General features: G+C 43.7%; 23 protein-coding genes. 12 read left to right on the top strand and 11 right to left on the bottom strand.

What is annotated here, in order from left to right:
* Window positions 1-103: 103 nt before the first annotated feature.
* The 3 genes from ABWY16_RS00620 to ABWY16_RS00610 are packed head-to-tail and all read right to left on the bottom strand — an operon-like array spanning window position 104 to window position 1,257.
* A complete protein-coding gene (locus ABWY16_RS00620; RefSeq protein ID WP_353902714.1) occupies window positions 104-469 on the bottom strand; it encodes a nuclear transport factor 2 family protein in 366 nt (121 codons plus the stop codon).
* A 1-nt stretch (window position 470) separates the two neighbouring features.
* Entirely contained in the window at window positions 471-731 is a 261-nt protein-coding gene (locus tag ABWY16_RS00615; protein WP_353902713.1) for a hypothetical protein, read from the bottom strand.
* Window positions 724-1,257, bottom strand: coding sequence for an RNA polymerase sigma factor (locus ABWY16_RS00610; RefSeq protein WP_353902712.1), 534 nt, complete (start codon window positions 1,255-1,257; stop codon window positions 724-726). The genes ABWY16_RS00615 and ABWY16_RS00610 overlap by 8 nt, the downstream gene beginning before the upstream one ends.
* Window positions 1,258-1,452: 195 nt before the next feature.
* Here ABWY16_RS00610 and ABWY16_RS00605 point away from each other — a divergent pair, with 195 nt between their 5' ends.
* Window positions 1,453-2,469 carry an LLM class flavin-dependent oxidoreductase gene (locus tag ABWY16_RS00605; RefSeq protein ID WP_353902711.1) on the top strand — a complete coding sequence of 339 codons (1,017 nt, stop codon included), beginning with the start codon at window positions 1,453-1,455 and terminating at the stop codon, window positions 2,467-2,469.
* 190 nt (window positions 2,470-2,659) lie between these two features.
* Here ABWY16_RS00605 and ABWY16_RS00600 read toward each other — a convergent pair whose 3' ends face one another.
* Window positions 2,660-3,523, bottom strand: a complete 864-nt coding sequence (locus tag ABWY16_RS00600; protein ID WP_353902710.1) for an SDR family oxidoreductase — start codon at window positions 3,521-3,523, stop codon at window positions 2,660-2,662.
* A 77-nt stretch (window positions 3,524-3,600) separates the two neighbouring features.
* Complete coding sequence (locus ABWY16_RS00595; RefSeq protein WP_353902709.1) at window positions 3,601-4,170, bottom strand: Crp/Fnr family transcriptional regulator; 570 nt, start codon at window positions 4,168-4,170, stop codon at window positions 3,601-3,603.
* A gap of 308 nt (window positions 4,171-4,478) precedes the next feature.
* On the opposite strand from ABWY16_RS00595, the gene ABWY16_RS00590 reads away from it, so the two are divergent.
* The 3 genes from ABWY16_RS00590 to ABWY16_RS00580 are packed head-to-tail and all read left to right on the top strand — an operon-like array spanning window position 4,479 to window position 7,292.
* Entirely contained in the window at window positions 4,479-5,336 is an 858-nt protein-coding gene (locus ABWY16_RS00590) for a COG1470 family protein (protein WP_353902708.1), read from the top strand.
* A gap of 21 nt (window positions 5,337-5,357) precedes the next feature.
* Window positions 5,358-6,302, top strand: a complete 945-nt coding sequence (locus ABWY16_RS00585; protein WP_353902707.1) for an ABC transporter ATP-binding protein — start codon at window positions 5,358-5,360, stop codon at window positions 6,300-6,302.
* Window positions 6,303-6,317: 15 nt separating this feature from the next.
* Window positions 6,318-7,292, top strand: a complete 975-nt coding sequence (locus ABWY16_RS00580) for an ABC transporter permease (protein ID WP_353902706.1) — start codon at window positions 6,318-6,320, stop codon at window positions 7,290-7,292.
* A 40-nt stretch (window positions 7,293-7,332) separates the two neighbouring features.
* Here ABWY16_RS00580 and ABWY16_RS00575 read toward each other — a convergent pair whose 3' ends face one another.
* From ABWY16_RS00575 to ABWY16_RS00565, 3 genes are all read right to left on the bottom strand, one after another.
* A complete protein-coding gene (locus tag ABWY16_RS00575; RefSeq protein WP_353902705.1) occupies window positions 7,333-7,899 on the bottom strand; it encodes a dihydrofolate reductase family protein in 567 nt (188 codons plus the stop codon).
* A gap of 123 nt (window positions 7,900-8,022) precedes the next feature.
* Window positions 8,023-9,567: a cryptochrome/photolyase family protein gene (locus ABWY16_RS00570; RefSeq protein WP_353902704.1), complete on the bottom strand. Its 1,545-nt coding sequence runs from the start codon at window positions 9,565-9,567 to the stop codon at window positions 8,023-8,025.
* A 106-nt stretch (window positions 9,568-9,673) separates the two neighbouring features.
* The gene (locus ABWY16_RS00565) at window positions 9,674-10,345 is read right to left on the bottom strand and encodes a MarC family protein (RefSeq protein WP_353902703.1); all 672 of its coding nucleotides are present in this window, start codon (window positions 10,343-10,345) and stop codon (window positions 9,674-9,676) included.
* Between the two features lie 434 nt (window positions 10,346-10,779).
* On the opposite strand from ABWY16_RS00565, the gene ABWY16_RS00560 reads away from it, so the two are divergent.
* The gene (locus tag ABWY16_RS00560; protein ID WP_353902702.1) at window positions 10,780-11,220 is read left to right on the top strand and encodes a sterol desaturase family protein; all 441 of its coding nucleotides are present in this window, start codon (window positions 10,780-10,782) and stop codon (window positions 11,218-11,220) included.
* Window positions 11,221-11,291: 71 nt separating this feature from the next.
* Window positions 11,292-11,720 (top strand): EamA family transporter, encoded by a 429-nt coding sequence (locus tag ABWY16_RS00555; RefSeq protein WP_353902701.1) that lies wholly within the window; start codon window positions 11,292-11,294, stop codon window positions 11,718-11,720.
* A 1-nt stretch (window position 11,721) separates the two neighbouring features.
* Here ABWY16_RS00555 and ABWY16_RS00550 read toward each other — a convergent pair whose 3' ends face one another.
* The 3 genes from ABWY16_RS00550 to ABWY16_RS00540 all read right to left on the bottom strand — a co-directional run bounded on the left by ABWY16_RS00550 (window position 11,722) and on the right by ABWY16_RS00540 (window position 13,785).
* The gene (locus ABWY16_RS00550) at window positions 11,722-12,450 is read right to left on the bottom strand and encodes an esterase family protein (protein ID WP_353902700.1); all 729 of its coding nucleotides are present in this window, start codon (window positions 12,448-12,450) and stop codon (window positions 11,722-11,724) included.
* A 41-nt stretch (window positions 12,451-12,491) separates the two neighbouring features.
* Window positions 12,492-13,085 (bottom strand): GDSL-type esterase/lipase family protein, encoded by a 594-nt coding sequence (locus ABWY16_RS00545; protein WP_353902699.1) that lies wholly within the window; start codon window positions 13,083-13,085, stop codon window positions 12,492-12,494.
* Window positions 13,086-13,362: 277 nt separating this feature from the next.
* Complete coding sequence (locus ABWY16_RS00540; RefSeq protein WP_353902698.1) at window positions 13,363-13,785, bottom strand: acyl-CoA thioesterase; 423 nt, start codon at window positions 13,783-13,785, stop codon at window positions 13,363-13,365.
* A 324-nt stretch (window positions 13,786-14,109) separates the two neighbouring features.
* Here ABWY16_RS00540 and ABWY16_RS00535 point away from each other — a divergent pair, with 324 nt between their 5' ends.
* Genes ABWY16_RS00535 through ABWY16_RS00510 form a run of 6 tightly spaced genes read left to right on the top strand, consistent with a single transcriptional unit; the run spans window position 14,110 to window position 21,892 of the window.
* Window positions 14,110-15,054, top strand: coding sequence for a glycoside hydrolase family 43 protein (locus ABWY16_RS00535; protein WP_353902697.1), 945 nt, complete (start codon window positions 14,110-14,112; stop codon window positions 15,052-15,054).
* Window positions 15,055-15,066: 12 nt separating this feature from the next.
* The gene (locus tag ABWY16_RS00530; RefSeq protein WP_353902696.1) at window positions 15,067-16,410 is read left to right on the top strand and encodes a BNR repeat-containing protein; all 1,344 of its coding nucleotides are present in this window, start codon (window positions 15,067-15,069) and stop codon (window positions 16,408-16,410) included.
* Complete coding sequence (locus tag ABWY16_RS00525) at window positions 16,394-17,599, top strand: glycoside hydrolase family 88 protein (RefSeq protein ID WP_502930979.1); 1,206 nt, start codon at window positions 16,394-16,396, stop codon at window positions 17,597-17,599. The genes ABWY16_RS00530 and ABWY16_RS00525 overlap by 17 nt, the downstream gene beginning before the upstream one ends.
* Before the next feature lie 7 nt (window positions 17,600-17,606).
* A complete protein-coding gene (locus ABWY16_RS00520) occupies window positions 17,607-19,454 on the top strand; it encodes a glycoside hydrolase family 2 protein (RefSeq protein WP_353902695.1) in 1,848 nt (615 codons plus the stop codon).
* 3 nt (window positions 19,455-19,457) lie between these two features.
* Complete coding sequence (locus ABWY16_RS00515; protein ID WP_353902694.1) at window positions 19,458-21,287, top strand: glycoside hydrolase family 35 protein; 1,830 nt, start codon at window positions 19,458-19,460, stop codon at window positions 21,285-21,287.
* A gap of 38 nt (window positions 21,288-21,325) precedes the next feature.
* The gene (locus tag ABWY16_RS00510) at window positions 21,326-21,892 is read left to right on the top strand and encodes a thiamine pyrophosphokinase (protein ID WP_353902693.1); all 567 of its coding nucleotides are present in this window, start codon (window positions 21,326-21,328) and stop codon (window positions 21,890-21,892) included.
* Window positions 21,893-21,907 lie beyond the last annotated feature (15 nt).

Here is a 21,907-nt window from a genome sequence, read left to right as displayed (position 1 = left end):
CCGGTAGTACCCAAAACTGCCGGGCTTTTCGTGTCTTATCATTTTTAATACTACAGCATATTAAACGACAATCTTGGTTATGTTGTGAAAAAACTGCGACTTATCAGCTAACCTCAATGTCCATGTGGTTTAGTAATTCGTTCTTAATTACATATATATGCTTCACTGGTCCGTCAAACAGGATGTTTCCTGCTAAGTCTTTCACCAGCTGATGCACCTGAACTTCAACTTTTCCGTCAGGGCGACTGACAATTGAAACAGGATTAACTATCGGATTAATCTCAGTCCACTGTCTTCTCCAATAACTTCGAACAGCTTCGTGACCAATCACGTAACCACCTTCAAATGCTTTGGGCCAATGGATATCCGGGTGCATAACAGACAGGACAATATCAACTTCCCTGTTATTGAAGCCCTCATAGGCTTTCTTGATTAAAGCCTCATTTTTGAACATTTGGATCTTATCCATATTAATGATTTTTAAACAAGTTGGTAATGCGCTGCATAAATCCTTTATGTTTCTGTGCTTTTTTTAAATTTTCCTGTACTGCAATTATCTCAGCTTTTATTTTTTGGCGGCCATATTTCCGGACAATTGCATAAGTTATTTGCTGAAGTTGTACATCATCTGAAAATTCATTATCTAAAAGCATATCAACTTCAAATAATAAAGTGTCTTCAGGAGCCATCTGGCCCATTAAATATTCTTCTATCTCTTTGATCTTATTCAATGAAGTCCGCATAGTATAATGAGTTGCGTTTAACAGTATCCCTTACTTTTTCCATGCATTTATATTTCGCTACTGTTGCTGAATGCAAACCCGAGTAACCGAACTCTTTAACAACATCCTCTGTAGGTAAGCGATCGTAATAATAAGCTTTTAACAGTTCCATACATTTCTTACCTGCAGTCCCGAGGTAATGCAGAATTTTCTCAGACGCTGGTAGTTCATCTGGTAAAACTACTGTGTCGAAATCACTTAATGCCTGGTTTCTACTATTTGCTTTGTAATGCCGGAACCATAGTTTTTGCGCTATGCCGAGTAAATAAACCTGCTCGTTTATAATGTTGCTGGTTTGCTGAGCAGCAATCTTTTCATAATAAATTATAAGTGTATCCTGAAAAATATCCTGTGCTTCAGTTTGAGTGCCACCCATCCGAGCAATATAACGGGCAACCGTAGGGAACGTCTTTTTGTAAAGCGCCGTAAAAAAAGCTTCGCGCAGTTCAACTGTTGATAATCTGGTATTATTCATTGCTATCGCTGATGTTTAGTACAATGTGCAAGACAGGCAGTAAATATCACCCATAATTAGTAAAGAATCGAAAAAGAAATTTAGTTGAAACTGGAATTCGCCGGGTATGGTTGCATCAAATTTGCACAAGTGAAAATAGATTATCTTTCCTATCTTGGAGTTGATAGCATATCAGGAAGTATATAATAAGATATTATGGAAATAGGAATAGATAGTTTCGCATCGGCAATGTACGGCAGCAATGAGTTAAGCAGCGTTGATGCGATGGAACAGTTGCTTGAAAGGATCGTCGTCGCTGACGAGGCCGGTCTTGATGTTTTTGGTATTGGTGAACACCATAAGAAAGAGTTTCTGGATTCTGCTCCGGCAGTGATCTTAGCCGCCGCCGCGGCCAGAACCAAACGTATCCGGTTAGCCAGTGCAGTTGCTGTTTTGAGTACCTCTGATCCGGTACGTGTGTATCAAAACTTCGCGACGTTAGACCTGATTTCCAAAGGCCGGGCAGAAGTGGTGGTTGGCCGGGGCTCTGCTATAGAGTCCTATCCGCTCTTTGGATTTGATCTCGAAGATTATGATGCGCTGTTCAAAGAAAAACTGGATTTATTGCTCCAAATACGTGACCAGGAGTTTGTCACCTGGTCGGGAAAATTCAGGCCGGCAATGCAAAATCAGCCAGTATATCCAAGGGCATTACAAAGTAAACTCCCGATCTGGCTTGGTGTAGGTGGCACGCCGGAATCCTTTGCCCGCGCGGGATCATTGGGTTTGCCCTTGATGGTTGCTATCATTGGTGGCGAAACAGAACGTTTTAGACCTTTAGTTGACCTTTACAGACAAGCTGGCCGCAAAGCAGGGTTCAGCCCGGAGCAATTAAAAGTTGGCCTGCATTCACCAGGTTACGTTGCTGCCAATATGGAACAAGCCGTTGCAGAGTATTATCCCGGCTATGCAGAACTTTGGACAAGGCTGGGCAGAGAACGTGGCTGGCCACCGGTAACCGAGGCGAAGTTTAAGAATCTGATCGGCCCGAGAGGTGTTCTGGTTCTTGGCGGACCAGAGCAGGTCGCAGAAAAATTAATAAGGCACAGCGAAGCCCTGGGTGGTGTGGACCGTTTTACCTTCCAAATGGACAATGCAGGGCTTAACCATCAGCAGTTGCTGCAATCAATTGAATTGATTGGCAAAAAGGTTATTCCTTTGTTAAACCAATAGAGCGTTTACTCATGAAAGGGTGTTACTTAAGTGGAGCTGGCCTATGACTCCGACATGCTTGCGGGATCCTAGTGGTATTAGTCCGATTATGGGGTGCTTTTTGTCGGAGTAATAACGTTAGCATTCCAGACGCATGTCGGACGCATAGGCCAGCTCCACTTAACTTCCAGGCCAAGTTGAATAACTGAAGTTAAACCAGGAGATCCTGCATACCAAAAGCTTTTAAAACATTTGCATATTCATTTTTAACAGCCTCATTGGCTCTTTTGGTGATTTCGCCTGTGGAAGGATCAACAACTGTTCTTAACGGTCTCTGACCTTTTGGTAAATTGATCAGGTTTACTACCTCATCTGCTATATCCTGCGGATCAGGTTTTACAGTTTCAAACATTTGACCAATGGCGGCAAACAATTTATTGGGAACACCTGCGATCACTTCATAACCTTCAGCAACTGATGTATCCGAGCCAGTCTGGATTTTTTGCGACATTTCAGTAGGGAAAGCGCCTGGTTGGATAATTGCTATATCTACACCCAAAGGCCTTAGTTCATAATGCAAACCTTCGCTTAAACCTTCCAAAGCAAACTTCGAAGCGCCATATACTACTGTAAAAGGAGCGGCAAACCTGCCCCATCCGCTTGAAACATTGATGATCAGACCTTCCGATTGTTTACGCATAAAAGGCAGGGCCAGTTTCATCAATCTCCAGGGGGCGATAACATTGACATCGAACATACGCTGGACATCAGCCGGCGTAGCGCTTTCGGCCACACCAAACATTGAAACACCTGCATTATTAACTAAAATATCAATGGTTCCTTCTGCAGCAATTATCGTATCCATTGCATTTTTTACGCTTGCCTCGTCAGTTAAGGACACATCAAGAACAGTGATGTTTTCCACCTGTGCAAGGGCGTTTGCCTGATCAGCATTTTTTCCCTGGATATCTCTCATAGTAGCATAAACCTTATGCCCCAAAGCGGCAACTGTATTGGCGGTAAGCCATCCAAAGCCACTATTTGTTCCGGTAATTAAAACAACTTTTTTGCTCATTTTCTTATGATTAAAGGTAATGAGGCAAAGGTTGTGATCTGAAAAACTAAACCATTTACCATTTGGTAAAAAGCAGTTTATCGAATGTTTTTTCTTATTCTGCTCAATGACTGTTGAGTAATCCCAAGGTACGAAGCGATATAAGAAAGAGGGATACGGTTGACAAGCGTGGGAAAATGTTCAAAGAAAGTCAGATAACGGGTTGTGGCATCTTCTGAAACCAGGGGGCTCCGTCTTTCTATCGTTTTTAACAGGCAATTTTTTAAGATAAGGCCTGTTATCTTGTCCCAGTCAACGATTATATTTGCGATATCATCCCAATCTTTCTTTGAAAAAACCAGCAATTTGCAGTCAGTTACTGCTTGTATGTATTCGGAAGCTACTACCTGGGCCTCAAACTTTTGCTGGTCCGAAACAAAATTATTTTCGTCAATGAAGTGATGGGTTATCTCTTCGCCTTTGTTATTGTAATAGCAGAAACGTACGACACCTTCAAGAATAAATCCAACCTGCCTGGGGATCTTGCCGGCTTCTGAAAAATATTCGTCTTTATGAAGTTCCAGCATTTTTGCTTTGCTCATGATCAGGTCCGTCTGCTGCTTGTTCAGATTTCCAAACTGTAATATGTAATCAATAAACACTTTCATCGGTAAAAGGTAGGATTTATTCTGAAGAGGCTATTTACCATTTGGTAAAAAGTATACTTAACCTGGGCAGGTGTCCATTGTCAACCTCAAAATGTATGCCCTGAGCATATAAGTGACCAAAGTAAATGCTGTTTAAGAATAAGCTGAACCCCAGAACCTTTAGTACCTGCTTTAGTAGCAAACAACCTGAATGTGTTAAAAAATGTTAAATTTTTTTGAAAAAAAAGTTTTCTTGATTTGATTTGTCTCCTCATTATAACCAGATAGAAATTACATTTTTTGGAACTATTTATTCTAGTTGTTGGATCATGTTAAGAAAACTACCAAACACACGCTTTCGCGCAATGCGCAACATTACATTCCTTTTCCTGTGTCTGCTGTCAACTACACAGCTGGTCAAAGCCCAAACTTCAGCTACAGGCATAGATGGGAAATCCACTTTTACAGCAAAGCTGATAAACATCGAGGCTGCAACAAATGAAGTCTTTCGTTACAACACCACATTACACAATGGTGATGCTAAATCAAAGGTGGTTGAACTGAAAGCTGATCTGCCAATTGGCTGGATGATCAGTTATAAAGTAGATGGCAGTCAGGTAACTTCCGTAGCAATGGATGCCGGAAAAACGCAGGATATTTCCATCGAAATCAATGCCTCAGCAACAGCGGATCCAAACAAGTACAAAATACCGGTAAAAGCCATATCAGCTTCTGATACCCTTAAATTGAATCTTGAAGCTGTGGTCAAAGGCTCTTATGGGCTCACGCTGACTACACCTACCGGCCGCTTGAGCGAAGAGCTTACCTCAGGTAGCCATTTAGATATTCAATTGGTGGTAAAAAATACGGGTACACTCCCGTTAAACGATATTGACCTGACCTCTCAGCTGCCAACCGGCTGGGAAACTTCATTTGAGCCAGCAAAAATTTCAAGATTGGAACCGGGCAAAAGCCAGGAGCTGAAGGCCAGGCTAAAAGTACCGGATAAGACCATTGCTGGTGATTATGCCGCAACCTTTACTGCAAATAATCCCAACAGTAATTCGCCGGCAGTTTTTAGAATGATCGTTAAAACTTCACTGCTTTCCGGCTGGATTGGGATCCTGGTCATCTTATTGTCGATTGGTCTGGTATATTATCTCATTCGCAAGTACGGCAGGAGATAGGCTAAAGTTATTTTTCTACAGATGAAGGATCCTATAATTCAAATAAGGGACTTAAGTAAATGCTATGGTTCTTTCAGGGCGGTCGACGGGCTGAACCTTGATGTACATAAAGGAGAAATCTTTGGGCTGCTGGGGCCAAACGGGGCGGGGAAGACTACAACAATACTGATGATGCTTGGGCTTACTGAACCCAGCGGCGGTTCAGTACATGTTTGCGGGTATCCCTCAACAAATAACCCTATTGCTGTGAAAAGAAAAGTAGGGTATATGCCGGACAGCCTCGGCTTCTATGACCAGATGACGGCTCTGGATAACCTGATGTATATCGCAAGGCTGAATGGCTTTACTGAAGATGAAGGAATGAAGCGCGCCCTGCAGATGATGGAAATTGTAGGCCTGACCGCGGATAAAGACAAAAAAACAGGAACATATTCCCGCGGAATGAAGCAACGGCTGGGCCTGGCAGAAGTGCTCATTAAAGAACCTGAAGTGATCATACTGGATGAGCCTACCCTGGGAATTGATCCCAGCGGAGTGAAGGATTTTTTAAGCCTGATCAGGTCTTTAAGCAGAGAGCAGGGGATTACTGTCTTGCTATCCTCCCACCATTTACATCACGTTCAGCAGATATGCGACAGGGTCGGTATTTTTGTGAAGGGTAAATTATTGGCCGAGGGAAATATAGAGAGCTTATCAAAAGCGCTTTTTGGCCATGAAGGATATGTGACGTCTATAAAGGTAGCACAGGATATCCCGAAACCATGGCCGTTCGAAGAAGGTTTAATGCAATGGAAGGGACTCAATAAAATCAGCATTCAGGGAGATGAACTAGAATTTACCTGCAGCGAAGATCTTACAGCTGCACTGGTGCGATTTTTTGTGAAAGAGGGTTACGACGTTCTGAGCGTACATCAGAAGGATTATGGACTTGATGAAATCTATCAGAAATATTTTGAAGCACAATAACGATTTAAACAGCAAATGAAAAATTTAGGTAAATCTTCAACGCCGGGTCCGTTTAGTGTGATGATGAGAAAGGAAATGTCAGACCATATCCGCAGCTGGCGCTTTATCATCCTTATTGCACTGATATTGCTGACATTTGTAGCTTCAATGTACGTGTCATTGTCCAATATTAAATCTGCAACCGGGAATGCCAGTGATCCAGATCATGTATTTTTATACCTGAAGCTGTTGACTACCACAGATAATTCTATCCCGCCATTTCATGTTTTCCTGAGTTTTCTGGCACCCCTGTTAGGCATCAGCCTGGGATTTGATGCTATAAATGCCGAGCAGAATAGTGGAACGCTTACCCGACTGTTGGCTCAACCTGTCTACAGGGATAATGTGCTGCTTGCCAAGTTTGCAAGTGCTCTGGTTTTGGTGGGGGTGCTTTTTCTTGCCCTGGCCTTGTTGATGATTGGTGGCGGTCTGTTACTGACAGGCGTACGTATGGAACCGCAGGAGTTGCTCAGAATCCTGGGTTTTGTGGGGCTTACTATTTTTTATGTCGCTTTTTGGCTGAGCCTTTCGATAGTGCTCTCTATAAAGTTCAGGGGAGCCGCTACGTCTGCGCTGAGTGCAATAGGGATATGGTTGTTTTTTACGGTTTTTTACCAGATCGTACTGAACCTGATTATCAGATCCTTTTTGCCGGATCCGGCAGGTCTTTCTCAGGACCAGATTTTAAGTTACAATGAGATCATACTGGCCCTCTCACGTATCGCGCCGAATCAATTGTATATGGATGCCACAACAACTATGCTGATGCCTTCTGTAAGAAGCCTCGGACCGATGACAATGGAGCAGATGGCAGGTGCGATTCCTGCACCTCTGCCTTTCACAGAAAGCGTAATGGTAGTGTGGCCACAAGTGAGTGGACTGATAGGGGCAACTGTAGCGTGTTTTGCGCTTTCATATTTTCTTTTCATGCGCAGGGAAATAAGGAGTTAAAGCTGGCCCAATCTGTATTCAGATGACACCCATGATATGCTTAAACCGGCAGGTATTTATTAAGTACTTTCCCGTTTTTATAGGTAATAGTACTTTCTAATTTCAGCAGCTTTTTCTCCTTAAATATTGTAAGCCCCTTTCCGATAGCCGCGGGATTTGTTATAATAAAATATTCATCAATCAGATCCAGGCTGATCAGCGAACTTACAAAGTTGGCACCGCCATAAACCATGATGTCTTTGCCGGCTTCCTTTTTAAGCCCCTCAATTACAGCCGCCAGCTCCCCGTTTTCCACTTCCAGGTTCCTGCCATTTATAGCGCTTTGTGTACGGCTGAAAACAATCTTGCGCATATTTACCATTCGTTTTGCCAGAGGCTGTTCCTGGCTGTCAGGTTGATTATCTACAACATCTTCCCAGTAATCAATGAAACCCCGGGTCATCTTACGCCCCAGTAAAATGGTATCGCAGCTGTCGGCCAGTTCAATCACTTTCTGAAAAGAGGATTCATCGCGTTCAGTGTTTGCCCACATCCAGTCTAATTCTCCATTTGGTCCGGCTACAAAGCCATCAACAGTCATTTGTACCTGTAATTTTAATTTTCGCATAGCAATAATTTAAAAATGAGTCTATTACAAATATCAAAAGATAGTTTATCATACCGCAGGTGTAATCATGACAAAATAGGGGGTGATTTGCGTAACACAAGAAAGCCTTGTCAAGTCTGCAAACTATAACTCTTCCAGGTTTTCCAGGCAAAAGTTTGCCCGCAGTAAGATAGCCTCGCGGTCAACCCTGGTCAATTTATCCCATAATCGGTAAACCATAGACAGCCTGATGTTTTTACTCAGTTTATCCCTGTGCCGGTCATGGAAATCCCAGTACAGGCTATTGAAGGGGCATGAGTTCTCTCCGGTTCTTGCTGTGCGGTCATAATGACAATTGTCGCAGTAGTTGCTCTGTTTATGGATATAATTGGCACTCGCTGTATAAGGTTTTGAGCCGATAAGCCCTCCGTCAGCGTACTGGCTCATCCCTCTGGTGTTGGTAATTTCTACCCATTGGATGGCATCAATGTAAATGCCCAGGTACCAGAAATCCACTTCATCCGGTTTTATACCCGCCAGCAATGCAAAATTGCCTGTGATCATGAGCCGCTGGATGTGGTGTGCATAAGCATGGTTCAGTGATTGCCCAATGCTATGCTGCAGACAGTTCATTTTAGTCTTTCCTGTCCAGTACCAGTCGGGCAGCTTTCTATGATGTTCAAAGTAATTCAGCGTTTCAAAGCCCGGCATTTTTAGCCAGTAAATCCCCCGCATATATTCACGCCAGCCTAAAATCTGCCTCACAAATCCTTCCAGCTGGTTGATTGCAATGGCCTTTCTGTTTTGTTCCCAGGCACCGATAGCAGCTTCAATCACTTCCTTTGGTGAAAGCATCTTAGTGTTCATGCTGAAAGAAAGACGGGAATGATAAACAGACCATTCATCTGTATGCATGGCATCCTGAAAAGTACCAAAGAGCGGCAGGCAATTTTCAGTGAAATAGCTTAAAAGCTTTAATGCTTGTTCCCTGTTAACAGGCCAGTACAGGTGCTGCGGATCTATGGTTCCAATAGTTTCAATACCGGCATTTCTGATACGGTCATATTGTGCTTGTACGCTATTGTCAAATAGCAATGGTGGATAGGGATGATGGTTTTTAGGAAGTTTTTTCCGGTTATCCTCATCAAAATTCCATTGCCCTCCCGTTGGCTCCTTACCATCCATAAGCACATTATGTTTTTTACGCATCTCGCGGTAAAAGTTCTCCATCAGCAGGCCTTTTTTGCCGGAAAAAAATGTACCCAATTCATCACGGGTAGTATAAAAATGTTCCGTATCATAAACCTGAGCATGCATCTTCAGGGTGCCACAATATCCTTTCAATTCTTCATCAAGCCTGTACTCATCAGGCAACTGGTACTCAAAACTTTCTATGCCATACTTTTCAATCAGCGCATCGCAATTGGCAGAAAAGCTTTGCAGGTTTGCAGGATCATCCAGCGTAAGGTAAAGTGCATCATGACCGTTGTCATTTAACATCTTGGCAAAGCCTTCCATTGCAGCAAAGAAGGCACAGGCTTTCTGGATATGGTGCCAGACATAATCGGTCTCCGTGCGTATTTCCATCAGCACATACAGCACCGATTGATCTTTACGGCTAAACCATGAATGCTGGATATTGAGCTGATCGCCCAGAAGTAACCTTAGTTTTTTGTACCTGCTTTTCATCTGTTGTAAGCTCTTTTGATCGCGGCAAACCTGAAACAAATTGATATGCAGCTTTATTGTTGGAGATGAAACAACATTCGATACAGGTATTTAGTTCGGACAATCCTTAAATATGGAAAAGCGATTTTATACCTGTGACCCCGATCTGCAGGCCAACGCAAAATATTAAGAATGCAGAGATCCTGTTTACAATATTTTCGCCGGTTGATCCCAGATAATGGATCATATTTTTGGTGTTAAGATAAAAGAAAAAGATCATCAGGCAGATTACCAGGATAGACAAAAGTATTGCACCTGTATTCAGAAAATAAGCCTGGCTTCCAAATGCTGCTCCATGGGCACTCAAAGTGAACAGCACCGAAATGGTCCCGGCACCTGTGGTAGCGGGAAAGGTAATCGGATAAAATAGTTTGTTAACGATATGTTTATAGGCGGAAACATTCAAGTCTTCAGCAATATCATCTGAAGTTGTTTTTTTCTGATCGGAAGATATAAATTCCCAGCCCATCTTACTGATCATGATACCACCGGCAAGTTGTACAATTGGAATAGAAATACCGAAAAGTCTTAATATCCACTGACCGGCAAACAGCGAAACCATACATACAAGAAAGGCATAGATAGTTATCGTGGTAACGGCTGCTCTTTTCTCTGCATTGTTCAGGTTTTCAAAGTAGGGGCTAACCATAAAAGCAGATCCGATAGGGTTAACTACAGGAAACAGGGCAATAATACCTATGAAGGTGAGATGAACAAAAGATTCATAAAATTCGGACATAGGCTTTATAAAAGTTGATTTTGCTAAGATAGCAATAGTTGAATATCACAGGTGCTTAAAAGTACAAATCAGCCTTGCATGTCAATGCTTCTAACTTTTCTTCTGTCACCATTATATCAATTTTTAAATTGATCCCACCGATGAGTGCAGCAGGATAACCAATCTTTTCCCTTTGCATCGTAATTTTGCCGTAGTTTAAGCAACGCTTTCTTGTTGCGGTAAATTTAAATAGTAAGCATATAATTATGGGAAGTAGCAAAAAGAAATTTGTATCAAACTCTCAGGATTCAGTCCGGATGTTTAAGAGCGATTTTTTGGAAGCATTTTCAAAAGTTCACTACACAGTACCATTGTACATTTTTATACCAGTGATTGGCTATTGCATTTACAGATCAGTCCATACTGATTTACAGCTTTGGCAATACCCGCTTACAATGCTGGCAGGGATTTTCATCTGGACACTCGTAGAGTACGTAATGCACAGGTATGTATTCCACTTCGAACTGCCGGGCAAATGGGGCGCCCGACTGCACTTTGTAATACATGGAGTACATCATGATTATCCAAGTGACAGGATGCGACTTGTTATGCCTCCGTCCTTAAGTATCCCGCTGGCCTTTGCCTTCTTTTTCCTTTTTAAATGGCTGATCCCGGACATGTACCTCTGGATGTTCTTTGCTACTTTTCTGGTAGGTTATCTGTTTTATGATATTGGCCATTACGCTATGCATCATTTTAACTTCAAAAGTGGCTTTTTCAAGAGATTGAAGCAGCATCATATGCTCCACCATTATCAGGAGCCAAACAAAGGTTTTGGAGTGAGCTCGCCGTTATGGGATCTGATTATTGGCTCTGTTTTCAGCAAAAAGGGATAAGGCTTTTAAGAATATTTCCATTTTTACAATCTATTTGTGATTTCCTGTGTTAGCTATAAAAAAAGGAAATTATGTGGGCTTTATGGGCTATTCTCGCTGCGGTATCTGCAGCCTTGGTGATTGTATTAACTAAAGCTGGCTTAAAGAATGTAGACTCAAGTCTGGCATTCGCTATTCAGGCAGTGCTGATCCTTGCGATCACCTGGTCGGTGGTGCTTTATCAGGGAAACTATGCCGACTGGAAGCAGATCGAAAGTAAAGCATGGATATTGCTCCTTCTTGCGGGCGTTTTCACTTCCCTCTCTACATTGTTTTCGTACAAAGCCCTTTCAATGGGGCCGGCATCCTACGTTGCTACCATAGAAAGATCATCGCTGGTAATAGCAATCGTATTATCTATTATTTTCCTGAAGGAAAAAGTAACCTGGCAGATTGTTGTGGGAGGAGCGGTAATGATTGCCGGCGCTGTCCTGATCGCTTTTTCGGGATCAGGAGAATAAATTATACATACATGGGAACCATCCTCCTCCAGTAATGAGGGCGGTGCGCATTGCTTGTCCATATATATAGCTGGTTTGGAATATCCTTATTCCACAGCAGCTGGCTAAGGTCTTTATTGCTGTACAAAAACGGATCGGTTTCACCAATGGCAAGCACGATTTCCACCTTGCGGATCTCAGCCAAAAGCGATTTATCATTCAGGTTAGCCAGGTACTGTACCGGCATATTGAAATAAACAGATTCATCCCGGAAACCATCCATCAGGTCTTTAAAGTCCCCCGGGTTCTCCGTCAGGTCATATCGTCCGCTGATGCCTACCGCTTTTCTGAAAAGCGAAGGGTATTTCAATGCGAGGTTGATCGCGTGGTACGCTCCCATGCTACAACCCGCAGTTTCCAGGTAATTCCCTTCGTTTTTTGACTTCATCATTGGAATAACCTCGGTCAGCAGGTACTGTTCATATTGCAGGTGCCTGGAGATACGGTCATGCGGGTGGATATGGCCGTTGTAAAAGCTTTCGGCATCGATGCTGTCCACGCAAAACAGCTGCACTTCGCCATTGCTGATCTGCTCGCGCATGGCCCCGATAATCCCCCAGTTTTCGTAATCAAAGAACCTTGCCGTACGTGTCGGGAAAAAAAGAACTGCCCGGCCGCTGTGGCCGAAAATTAAAAGTTCCATATCCCGCTGCAGCGCAGGGCTAAACCACTTGTGATATTCTCTGTTCATTTCGAAAGCTTTATTGTAAGGGGAAATATCACTTTTACATATTACGCCGGAATTAAAAAGGGGTTAACAATTTCCTTCCACAAAGCATAACCTTTTTCACTCAGATGTAGTCCGTCCTCCATATAAAGCTCCGGTAAGGGCTGCCCGGATTTATCCAGCATTTTTTTAAACACATCTATAAACGTCCAGTTGTGGTTCTTTTTGATAATCTCGCTTTCTATCAGGTTATTGGCGTACTTAAACTGTTCGGCCATATGCCAGCGGGCAAGACTTGGCTTCAGGGAAATAAAATAACAGGGCAGATCGCCAAAACGAGTTGTTACCTCTACTGCCAGCTGCTGAAAAAATATCAGTACTTCTTCAGGATGCCTGCCGTCACCAAGATCATTATCCCCGGCATACACAAAAATAGCCTCCGGCTGATAATCAACCATCAGCCTGCTGAAAAACCAAACGCATGCCGCAAGCGTAGAACCTCCAAAACCAAGATTTGCAATCTCTGCCTGAGGAAAATCAGTAGGCAGGCTGTCCCACATCCTTATGGTGGAACTGCCGTAAAAAATTATTTCCGGATCGTATCCTCTTTTCACGCGCTCTTTTTCAAGCCGTTTTATATCATCTTCGTACCAGTACATTCAATATCCGTATAAAGTAAAGGTAATAAGAAATATTTTCCTATTCTTGCTATAGGTTAGCTTAGGGTCAATAAATTATTAAATAATCCTTAGCTTCCCGCTATTCCTTGACCTACGCCGAACTGGAACTTATGCTGCAGAAATACAAAGCTATCCTTTCCAGTTACGAAAACGGCAAGTTCATCCGCCGTCAGGTTACTGTGGTAATTAGGTGAAAAGGTCGACAGTAAAAGTTTCGTAGCCAGATCCTGCATGATCACATGCCATCAGCAACCCGCTAAACTTCAACATCCAGCTGCGGTGCATCCTCAAACTTTTCCTGCAGGTTGGCTGGCAGAAAGGGACGGCCACCAGCAGCAGGAATGCATGTTCCGGTAAAGATGGCTTTGGTCATTACTTTTCCGTTAAGCACGATTGACTGTTTGAAATGCAGTCGTGGCAAATTGTCTTTATCGGTATAAACTGCGCAGGTAACGGAGAATACATCGTCCTTTTTCAGGGACCTCAGGAAGTTGATTTTATATTGCGACAAAACCATATACACGCCCTTTTCGGCCTGTTCTTCGAAATCGAAACCAAGCACTTCCCTGATATAATCGTGCCTGCAGTATTCCATATAAAAAGGATAGTATAAACCATCCATAATGCCCTGTACGTCGATGTGTTCTTCTTTTACTGTATAAACTTTTGAATATTCCATTGTTGATTTTGATATGTCTGATTAAAATACTGTGGTGTTAATCGCTGTGTCTTTGCGTGAATGCTAGTTTTTTCATTTAAAAGTATTAATGTCTATTTTAAATAGCCTGAATGTTGACGTTGAGAATAATTAAAACATCTAATTTCAGTTTAAACGATACAAGTGTGTATTTATTTCATAAAATATTGCCAAAAGAGAGAATATCCGCAAAATAAAGACTCGAAAATGATAAAGAACTATTGAAGCCTTAAGCTCTCACATTCTGTTTTGTTGCTACAGAAAATATACTTATACTTACAATTTAAGCTGCTACCAAATAAAATCATGATGAAGAAGTTAACGGTAATCACCTGTGTTTTACTTTTATTAAGTATAGCCGGCACACGCGCCCAATCCAAAAATAGTCCTTGTCTGTTTGCCTATTTCAAAGGCAATGGTGAAGACGGGCTTCATTATGCCTGGAGCAGCGATGGTTATAAATGGGCAGCCTTAAAAAATGACCATTCCTTTCTTACTCCAACAGTGAGCAAGGACAAGTTGATGCGTGACCCATGTATCATTAAGGGCAGCAATGGTATCTACCATATGGTCTGGACGGTGAGCTGGAATGACAAAGGAATCGGTTATGCCTCTTCAAAAGACCTCATCCATTGGTCGGGCCAGGAGTTTATCCCGGTGATGGCCAATGAAAAGGAAGCACGTAACTGCTGGGCGCCCGAGATCACATATGATGAGCAATCCAGAACTTATATGATTTACTGGGCAACAACCATCAGGGGGAAATTCCCTGAAACAGCCAGCAAAGCCGATGACGGATACAATCACCGTTTGTACTATACCACAACCAAGGATTTCAAAACCTATACAGCAACCAAATTGCTCTATGATCCCGGGTTTAATTCCATTGATGCAACAATCGTAAAAGACGCAGGCCGTTTTATCATGTTCCTGAAAGACGAAACACGTGAGCCTGCGCAGAAGAATCTCAAAATCGCCTACAGCAAAACACTGACAGGGCCATATACTGCAGCCTCTGCACCTATAACCGGAAAATACTGGGCGGAAGGACCCACAAGCCTCAAAATAGGAAATACCTGGTTATTATATTTTGATAAGTATACGGAGCATAAATATGGGGCGATCTCTTCTACAGATCTTAAAACCTGGCAGGATATATCTGCGCAGATCAGCTTGCCGGAAGGGCTCAGGCATGGCACAATTTTAAAGATATCAGCAAAGGAACTGGCCTTGTTGAAAGCGGTACAGTAAGTATACTTAGTGATGAATAGGATTACCAGATATATGCTCTTCAGTCTTGTTCTCAGCAATCTGTTAATTGCTTTTGGAGGCAGCAATGGACATGCCCAGACAATAACCACTGTCGCTGATGGCTGGGCCGGAAATTCTGTTAATGCAGTTATCTTTCGTAGAAACTCAATTGCAAGCTGGAAAGGTTACCAGTTTATTGCCTTTTATGACCAGGAGAAAAACGTAGTTCTCGGAAAGAGAAAACTTGGATCAGCATCCTGGATTACAAAGAAAACTCAATACCAGGGAGATGCATCAGATGCACACCGCTCGATCAGCCTGATTGTTGACGGAGCCGGATACCTGCACATTTCCTGGAACCATCATGGCAATGCACTGAACTATGTGAAATCTCTGGCTCCGGCTTCACTCGCCCTTGGCGAAAAATTGGCCATGACAGGCAAAAAAGAAGATAACGTAACCTATCCAGAGTTTTACACCCTGAATGGAGGTAACCTGCTGTTCCTCTACCGCGATGGTTCTTCGGGCAATGGAAACCTGATGATTAACCGGTACGATCTGAAAACAGGGAAATGGACACAGGTACAGGACGGGCTGATTGACGGGGAAGGAAAAAGAAATGCCTATTGGCAGATGGCGGTAGATGCCAAAGGAATTATCCATCTGAGCTGGGTATGGCGCGAAAGCCCTGATGTAGCCAGTAACCATGATATGTGTTATGCACGTTCGGCTGACGGAGGCAAAACCTGGGAGAAGTCTGACGGAGAAAAATACCAGCTGCCAATTACACTGACCTCTGCTGAATATGCCTGCCGCATCCCTCAGCAAAGCGAACTCATCAACCAGACTTCCATGTTTGCTGATGCTGAAGGACATCCTTTTATTGCTACGTACTGGCGTGAAGCGGGACAAACCATACCACAGTATCATGTGATATATAACGATGCAGGATGGAAGACTATCAATCTGGGCTTTCGTAAAACACCCTTTAGCCTCAGCGGAGCAGGCACTAAAAGCATTCCCATCAGCAGGCCACAGATCCTGGCCTGGAAACACCGGGGCAAACAGGCAATCGCACTGCTCTTCAGAGATCAGGACCGTGGCAATAAGGCTTCTGTTGCGATTAATGCAGACCTCGGGCAGCAACATTGGGAATTGAAAGAGCTCAGCGATGAATCTCTGGGTTCATGGGAGCCCAGTTACGATACGGAACTCTGGAAAAATAAAGGGATACTGAACCTTTATATTCAGAAGGTTATACAGCTGGATGCAGAAGGAAAAGCAAACGTAAATCCAAGCCCGGTGAGGGTCCTTGAATATCAATTAACCAAATATAAAAATGATGTCAAAAATTAAAGTACTCCCAGTTATTGCCCTGCTGCTGCTGAGCATTGCTGTAAGCGGACAAGCATTTAAACTTAATGCGCAGCTGCTAAAAACCATTGATGCCAATTATCTGAAGGGAAGGGCACAGTATAAACTGATGATGAAATCCCTTGAACCAGGCCGTTTTCCTAAAACGTTTGAGGTAAAAAGCAATAAACTGGTAACCAGTGATTCCGGTTGGTGGTGCAGTGGTTTTTATCCCGGAACCCTGCTTGAACTTTATGCGCAAACAAAAGATCCTGCATTGCTTGCAGAAGCGAACAGGATGCTTGGGTTGCTGGAAAAAGAGCAGTATAACAAAGGCACGCACGACCTCGGTTTTATGATGTATTGCAGTTTCGGCACTGCTTTAAAGATGGATCCCAAACCAGCATACAGGGAAATCCTGATCAACAGCGCCAAATCTTTGTCGACACGCTTTGATCCAAAAGTAGGATGTATCAAATCCTGGAACGGTAAGCCACAGGATTTCCTGGTGATTATCGATAATATGATGAACCTGGAGTTGTTGTTTTGGGCCACACGGGTAACGGGCGATTCGACTTACTACAAAATCGCGGTTACACATGCCAACACCACAATGAAAAATCATTTCAGAGCAGATTACAGCTCTTACCACGTGATCAACTACAATCCCGAAACCGGTGCAGTGCAAAAAAAGCAAACTGCGCAGGGCTATGCAGATGAATCGGCCTGGGCGAGGGGGCAGGCATGGGGGCTTTACGGTTACACCGTGATGTACCGGGAAACGCATGACAAGAAGTACCTGGATCAGGCAAATCATATTGCATCGTTTGTCCTGAACCATCCGAATATGCCCAAGGACAAAATCCCTTACTGGGATTTCAATGCGCCAAATATTCCTGATGCTTTGCGCGATGCTTCTGCCGGGGCAGTGATGTCATCTGCCTTTCTTGAACTTTCGCACTATGCCTCGCCAAAAGAAGCGAAAGTATACTTTAATACTGCAGAAACAATGCTCAAGAGCCTTTGTAAGGCGCCTTATCAGTCCCTGCCAGGAACTAATGCCGGTTTCCTCCTGCAGCACAGTGTAGGGCATCTTCCGCAAAAATCTGAAGTAGACGTGCCATTGACTTATGCAGATTATTATTATGCAGAAGCCATGAAGAGATATGAAACTTACAATTCATTTAAATAAACCTGAGATGAAGAAGATCCTGACCGTGCTGCTGCTATTGGTATGCAGCACTATGACCTTTGCACAAGACAATTTAGTCAGTAATACAGCTGCAAGAACATCGCTGAGCCTGAATGGAAAGTGGCAGTATATTGTAGATCCCTATGAAACCGGTTTCTACGACTACAGATATAAGGAACTGAAGGAAACCAATAAGGATGCGTATTGGAATACAGATGTGCAGGCCAACAGAACGGAAAAAAAGGAACATGGCTATGTAGACAAATACAGCCTTGAGGTGCCAGGCGACTGGAACCATCAGCAGCCGGAATTCCTGTATTATGAAGGGACGGTATGGTACAAAAAATCCTTTGATATCCTGAAAGGGAATGCTGATCAGCGCTACTTCCTTTATTTCGGTGCCGTAAATTACCGGGCGGATGTATACCTGAACGGAAAAAAACTGGGCATGCATAAGGGCGGCTTCACACCCTTTAACTTCGAGGTACCACAGGAACTGCTAAAAGAAAAGGATAACTTCCTGGTGGTGAAAGTGGATAATAAGCGCCACGCTGATGAGGTTCCTACACTGAATACCGACTGGTGGAACTACGGTGGCATCACAAGAGAGGTGAAACTTATTACTGTACCCGGCACTTTTATCCAGGACTTTGTAGTGCAGCTAAAGAAAAACTCAACAGGTAAAGCTCCTGATAAAGAAGTGCAGGGCTGGGTAAAACTCAACCAGGCACCTGCTGCGGGTGAAACCGTTACCATTGAAATACCTGCGCTGAAATTCAAAAAAGAAATCCCCGCAACAGGCCAAACCACAGTGCTGAACTTTAAACTTCCAAAAGTGCAGCTGTGGTCAACCGGGAACCCAAAGCTGTATCAGGTAATAGTCCGTACAAAGCATGACCAGACAACGGACCGTATCGGCTTCAGAACCATTGAAGCACATGGCACTCAGGTGCTCCTGAATGGTAAACCTGTATTTATGCGGGGCATCAGTATCCATGGGGAGATCCCGCAGGAGATGCGCCGAGCTTATTCTGAAGAGGATGCCGCACAGCTGTTACATCAGAGTATTGAACTGGGCTGTAATATGGTGCGACTGGCACATTATCCCCATGATGAAAAGATCACCAGACTGGCTGATTCACTGGGGATACTGGTATGGTCAGAAATCCCGGTATACTGGACGATAGATTTCGGCAATGCCGAAGTACTGGAAAAAGCAAAAGCACAGCTGACAGAAATGATCACGCGCGACCATAACCGGGCAAGTGTTATCATCTGGTCGGTAGGTAACGAGACACCCATCAGCCCTGAAAGGACTGCATTTATGCATAACCTGCTGATCAAAGCCAGGGAACTCGACAATACACGGATGGTGTCAGCTGCGCTGGAAGTAAATTACAGTGCGCTGAATGATAAAAATATTATTGATGATCCGCTGGGAGAATTTGTAGATCTTGTAGCCTTTAATGAATACCTTGGCTGGTACGGTGGCCTGCCTGATAAATGCAGGACTACCAGCTGGGATACCCCCTATGAAAAACCGCTGTTTATCAGTGAAACCGGTGGAGATGCCAAGGGAGGCTTCCATGCCGACTCACTGACCCGCTTCAGTGAAGAATACCAGGAGTGGTATTACAAAGAACAGATTGCAATGATCAAACGCATGCCGGCAAAATTTGTGGGCATCTCCCCATGGGTGCTCTCAGATTTCAGATCGCCTAAAAGGAACAATCCCCTCTATCAGGATGGATGGAACCGCAAAGGCTTCTATGATGATAAAGGCAATAAAAAGAAGTCCTTTTTCCTGATGAGGGCATACTACGATGAAATGAAAAAGAAATACGATAAAAAATAAGTTATGAAGCTCAAGCCTTACCTGTTATCCGTCCTTTTATGTCTGCTCTTTAGCACTGCTTTTGCGCAAAAAGGGAAACATACTTTTGCCCTGAGCGATTCTTCATTTGTGCTCGATGGGAAGCCATTTGTTATTATTTCCGGGGAGATGCATTATCCGCGTGTTCCACGTGAAGCATGGCGGCAGCGGATGAAGATGGCGAAGGCAATGGGACTGAATACCATAGGTACTTATGTATTCTGGAACCTTCACGAACCCCAAAAAGGCAAGTTTGATTTCAGCGGGAACAATGATGTGGCCGAATTTGTAAAGATTGCAAAAGAAGAAGGCCTGTGGGTGATCCTGAGACCAAGCCCGTATGTATGTGCCGAGTGGGAGTTTGGTGGATATCCCTACTGGCTTCAGAATGAGAAGGGGCTGGTGGTGAGGAGCAAGGAAAGCCAGTACCTGAAGGAATATCAGGGTTATATAAAAGAGGTGGGCAAACAGCTGGCACCATTGCAGGTGAATCATGGCGGAAATGTACTGATGGTACAGATTGAGAATGAATATGGCTCTTTCGCGAGCGATAAAGAATACCTGGGCATCAACCAGAAGTTTTTTAAAGAAGCAGGATTTGACGGATTGCTGTATACCTGTGATCCTGCAGCAGATGTAGAAAAGGGCCATCTGCCCGGCCTGTTGCCTGCGGTAAACGGACTGGATGATCCGGCGAAGATAAAGCCGCTTGTCAAAGGCCTTCACGAAGGTAAAGGGCCGTTCTTTATTGCAGAATGGTACCCCGCATGGTTTGACTGGTGGGGAACGCCGCATCACACGGTGCCGGCAGCAAAATATACAGGCAAGCTGGATACGGTTTTGAGTGCCGGGATTTCTATCAATATGTATATGTTCCATGGAGGTACTACCCGGGGATTTATGAATGGTGCAAACTACAAGGATAGTACACCATATGAGCCACAAACCAGCAGTTATGATTATGATGCGCCACTGGATGAAGCCGGCAATGCCACTGACAAGTTTATGCAGTTCAGGACGGTCATCCAGAAACACCTGCCAAAAGGAACAGTGCTGCCGGCGGTGCCTGCAGCAAAACCTACCATTGCTATTCCGTCCATAGAATTTAAAATGGGTATCCGGATTGCCGATATCCTCCCTGCTGCGGTAAAAAATGCAAGTCCTTTAACCTTCGAAGATCTTCAGCAGGATTATGGATTTGTATGGTACCGGACGGTACTTGAGGGCGGAAAAACTGGTGTGTTAAAATTAAAGGACCTGAGGGATTACGCTGTCATCATGATTAACGGGCAGCCTGCCGGGGTGTTAGACCGCCGGCTTGGTCAGGACAGCCTCAGTATCAGCCTGCCTGCCGGAAAAGTTAAACTGGATATTCTGGTAGAGAACCTGGGCAGGATCAATTTTGGCAAATACCTGCTTGAAAATAAAAAGGGGATTACAGAAAAAGTTCTTTTTGCGGGTTCTGAAGTAAAGAACTGGGAGATGTACGGACTGCCGATGAACACTGTTGCTGCTATTCCGTTTAAATCAGCTTTTAAGGCAGACCATACGCCGGCACTTAAAAAGGCTGTATTCACTTTGGATAGGGTAGGCGATACCTACCTTGATATGAGCAAATGGGGCAAAGGTACAGTCTGGCTGAACGGGCATAACCTTGGCCGTTATTGGGAGGTAGGGCCGCAACAGACATTGTATATCCCTGCCGAATGGCTGAAAAAAGGGCTCAATGAACTGGTAGTTGCGGAATTGCTGAAGCCCGAAGAAAACACCCTGCAGAGTTTGCAAAGGCCTGTGCTGAGTGTGGTTAAAAAATAATCGTTCAGCTTTCCGCTAATCATTAATATCTTAGCAGTATGTCATCGCACCATATAGTAAAAGAGAAACAGGAACCCGCCTTGTATATTCACAACCTGGGTAATTTTGATGAGGAATATCTGGGGCAGATCCTGGAATGGAGCCCTACGCTCGTAGTAAACGGCGCAATCTATGAAAAAGTGATCAGCCTTGGCTTAAAGATAGATGTGATCTTAAACGGTCCTGACGGACTGGCAAGACAGGAAAACACCAAGTCTATCATCGGGCCGGGGGATGAGTACAATACCGTCCTCAACTACCTGATCTCAGAAAAATATCCTGCAGTAAATATCATTGATGAAGGAAAGAAGCTGTCAGAACTGGATTATTACCTTCCAAAGATCAATATCGTACTTTTTAGTTCGGCTGAGAAATCCTACGCCATTAAAACAGGATTTAAGGTCTGGAAACCCGCAGGGAGTATTTTCCTGATCGACGTGGTTTCGTACTTTGAAGCTACAAACCTGATGCAGAAAGGTGAGCGTGAGTTTGAAGTGGTAAAAGACGGTTTTGTAGAGTTTACTTTTACCACAACGGAGTACGTTTTTTTGAGCGAACAGTTATAAATAAATTATGCTTTT

Origin of the sequence: Pedobacter sp. (assembly GCF_040513095.1) — a bacterium.
GTDB lineage: Bacteria > Bacteroidota > Bacteroidia > Sphingobacteriales > Sphingobacteriaceae > Pedobacter.
The sequence above is the reverse complement of the archived record's forward strand: the minus strand, read 5'-3'. Positions and strand labels throughout refer to the sequence as shown.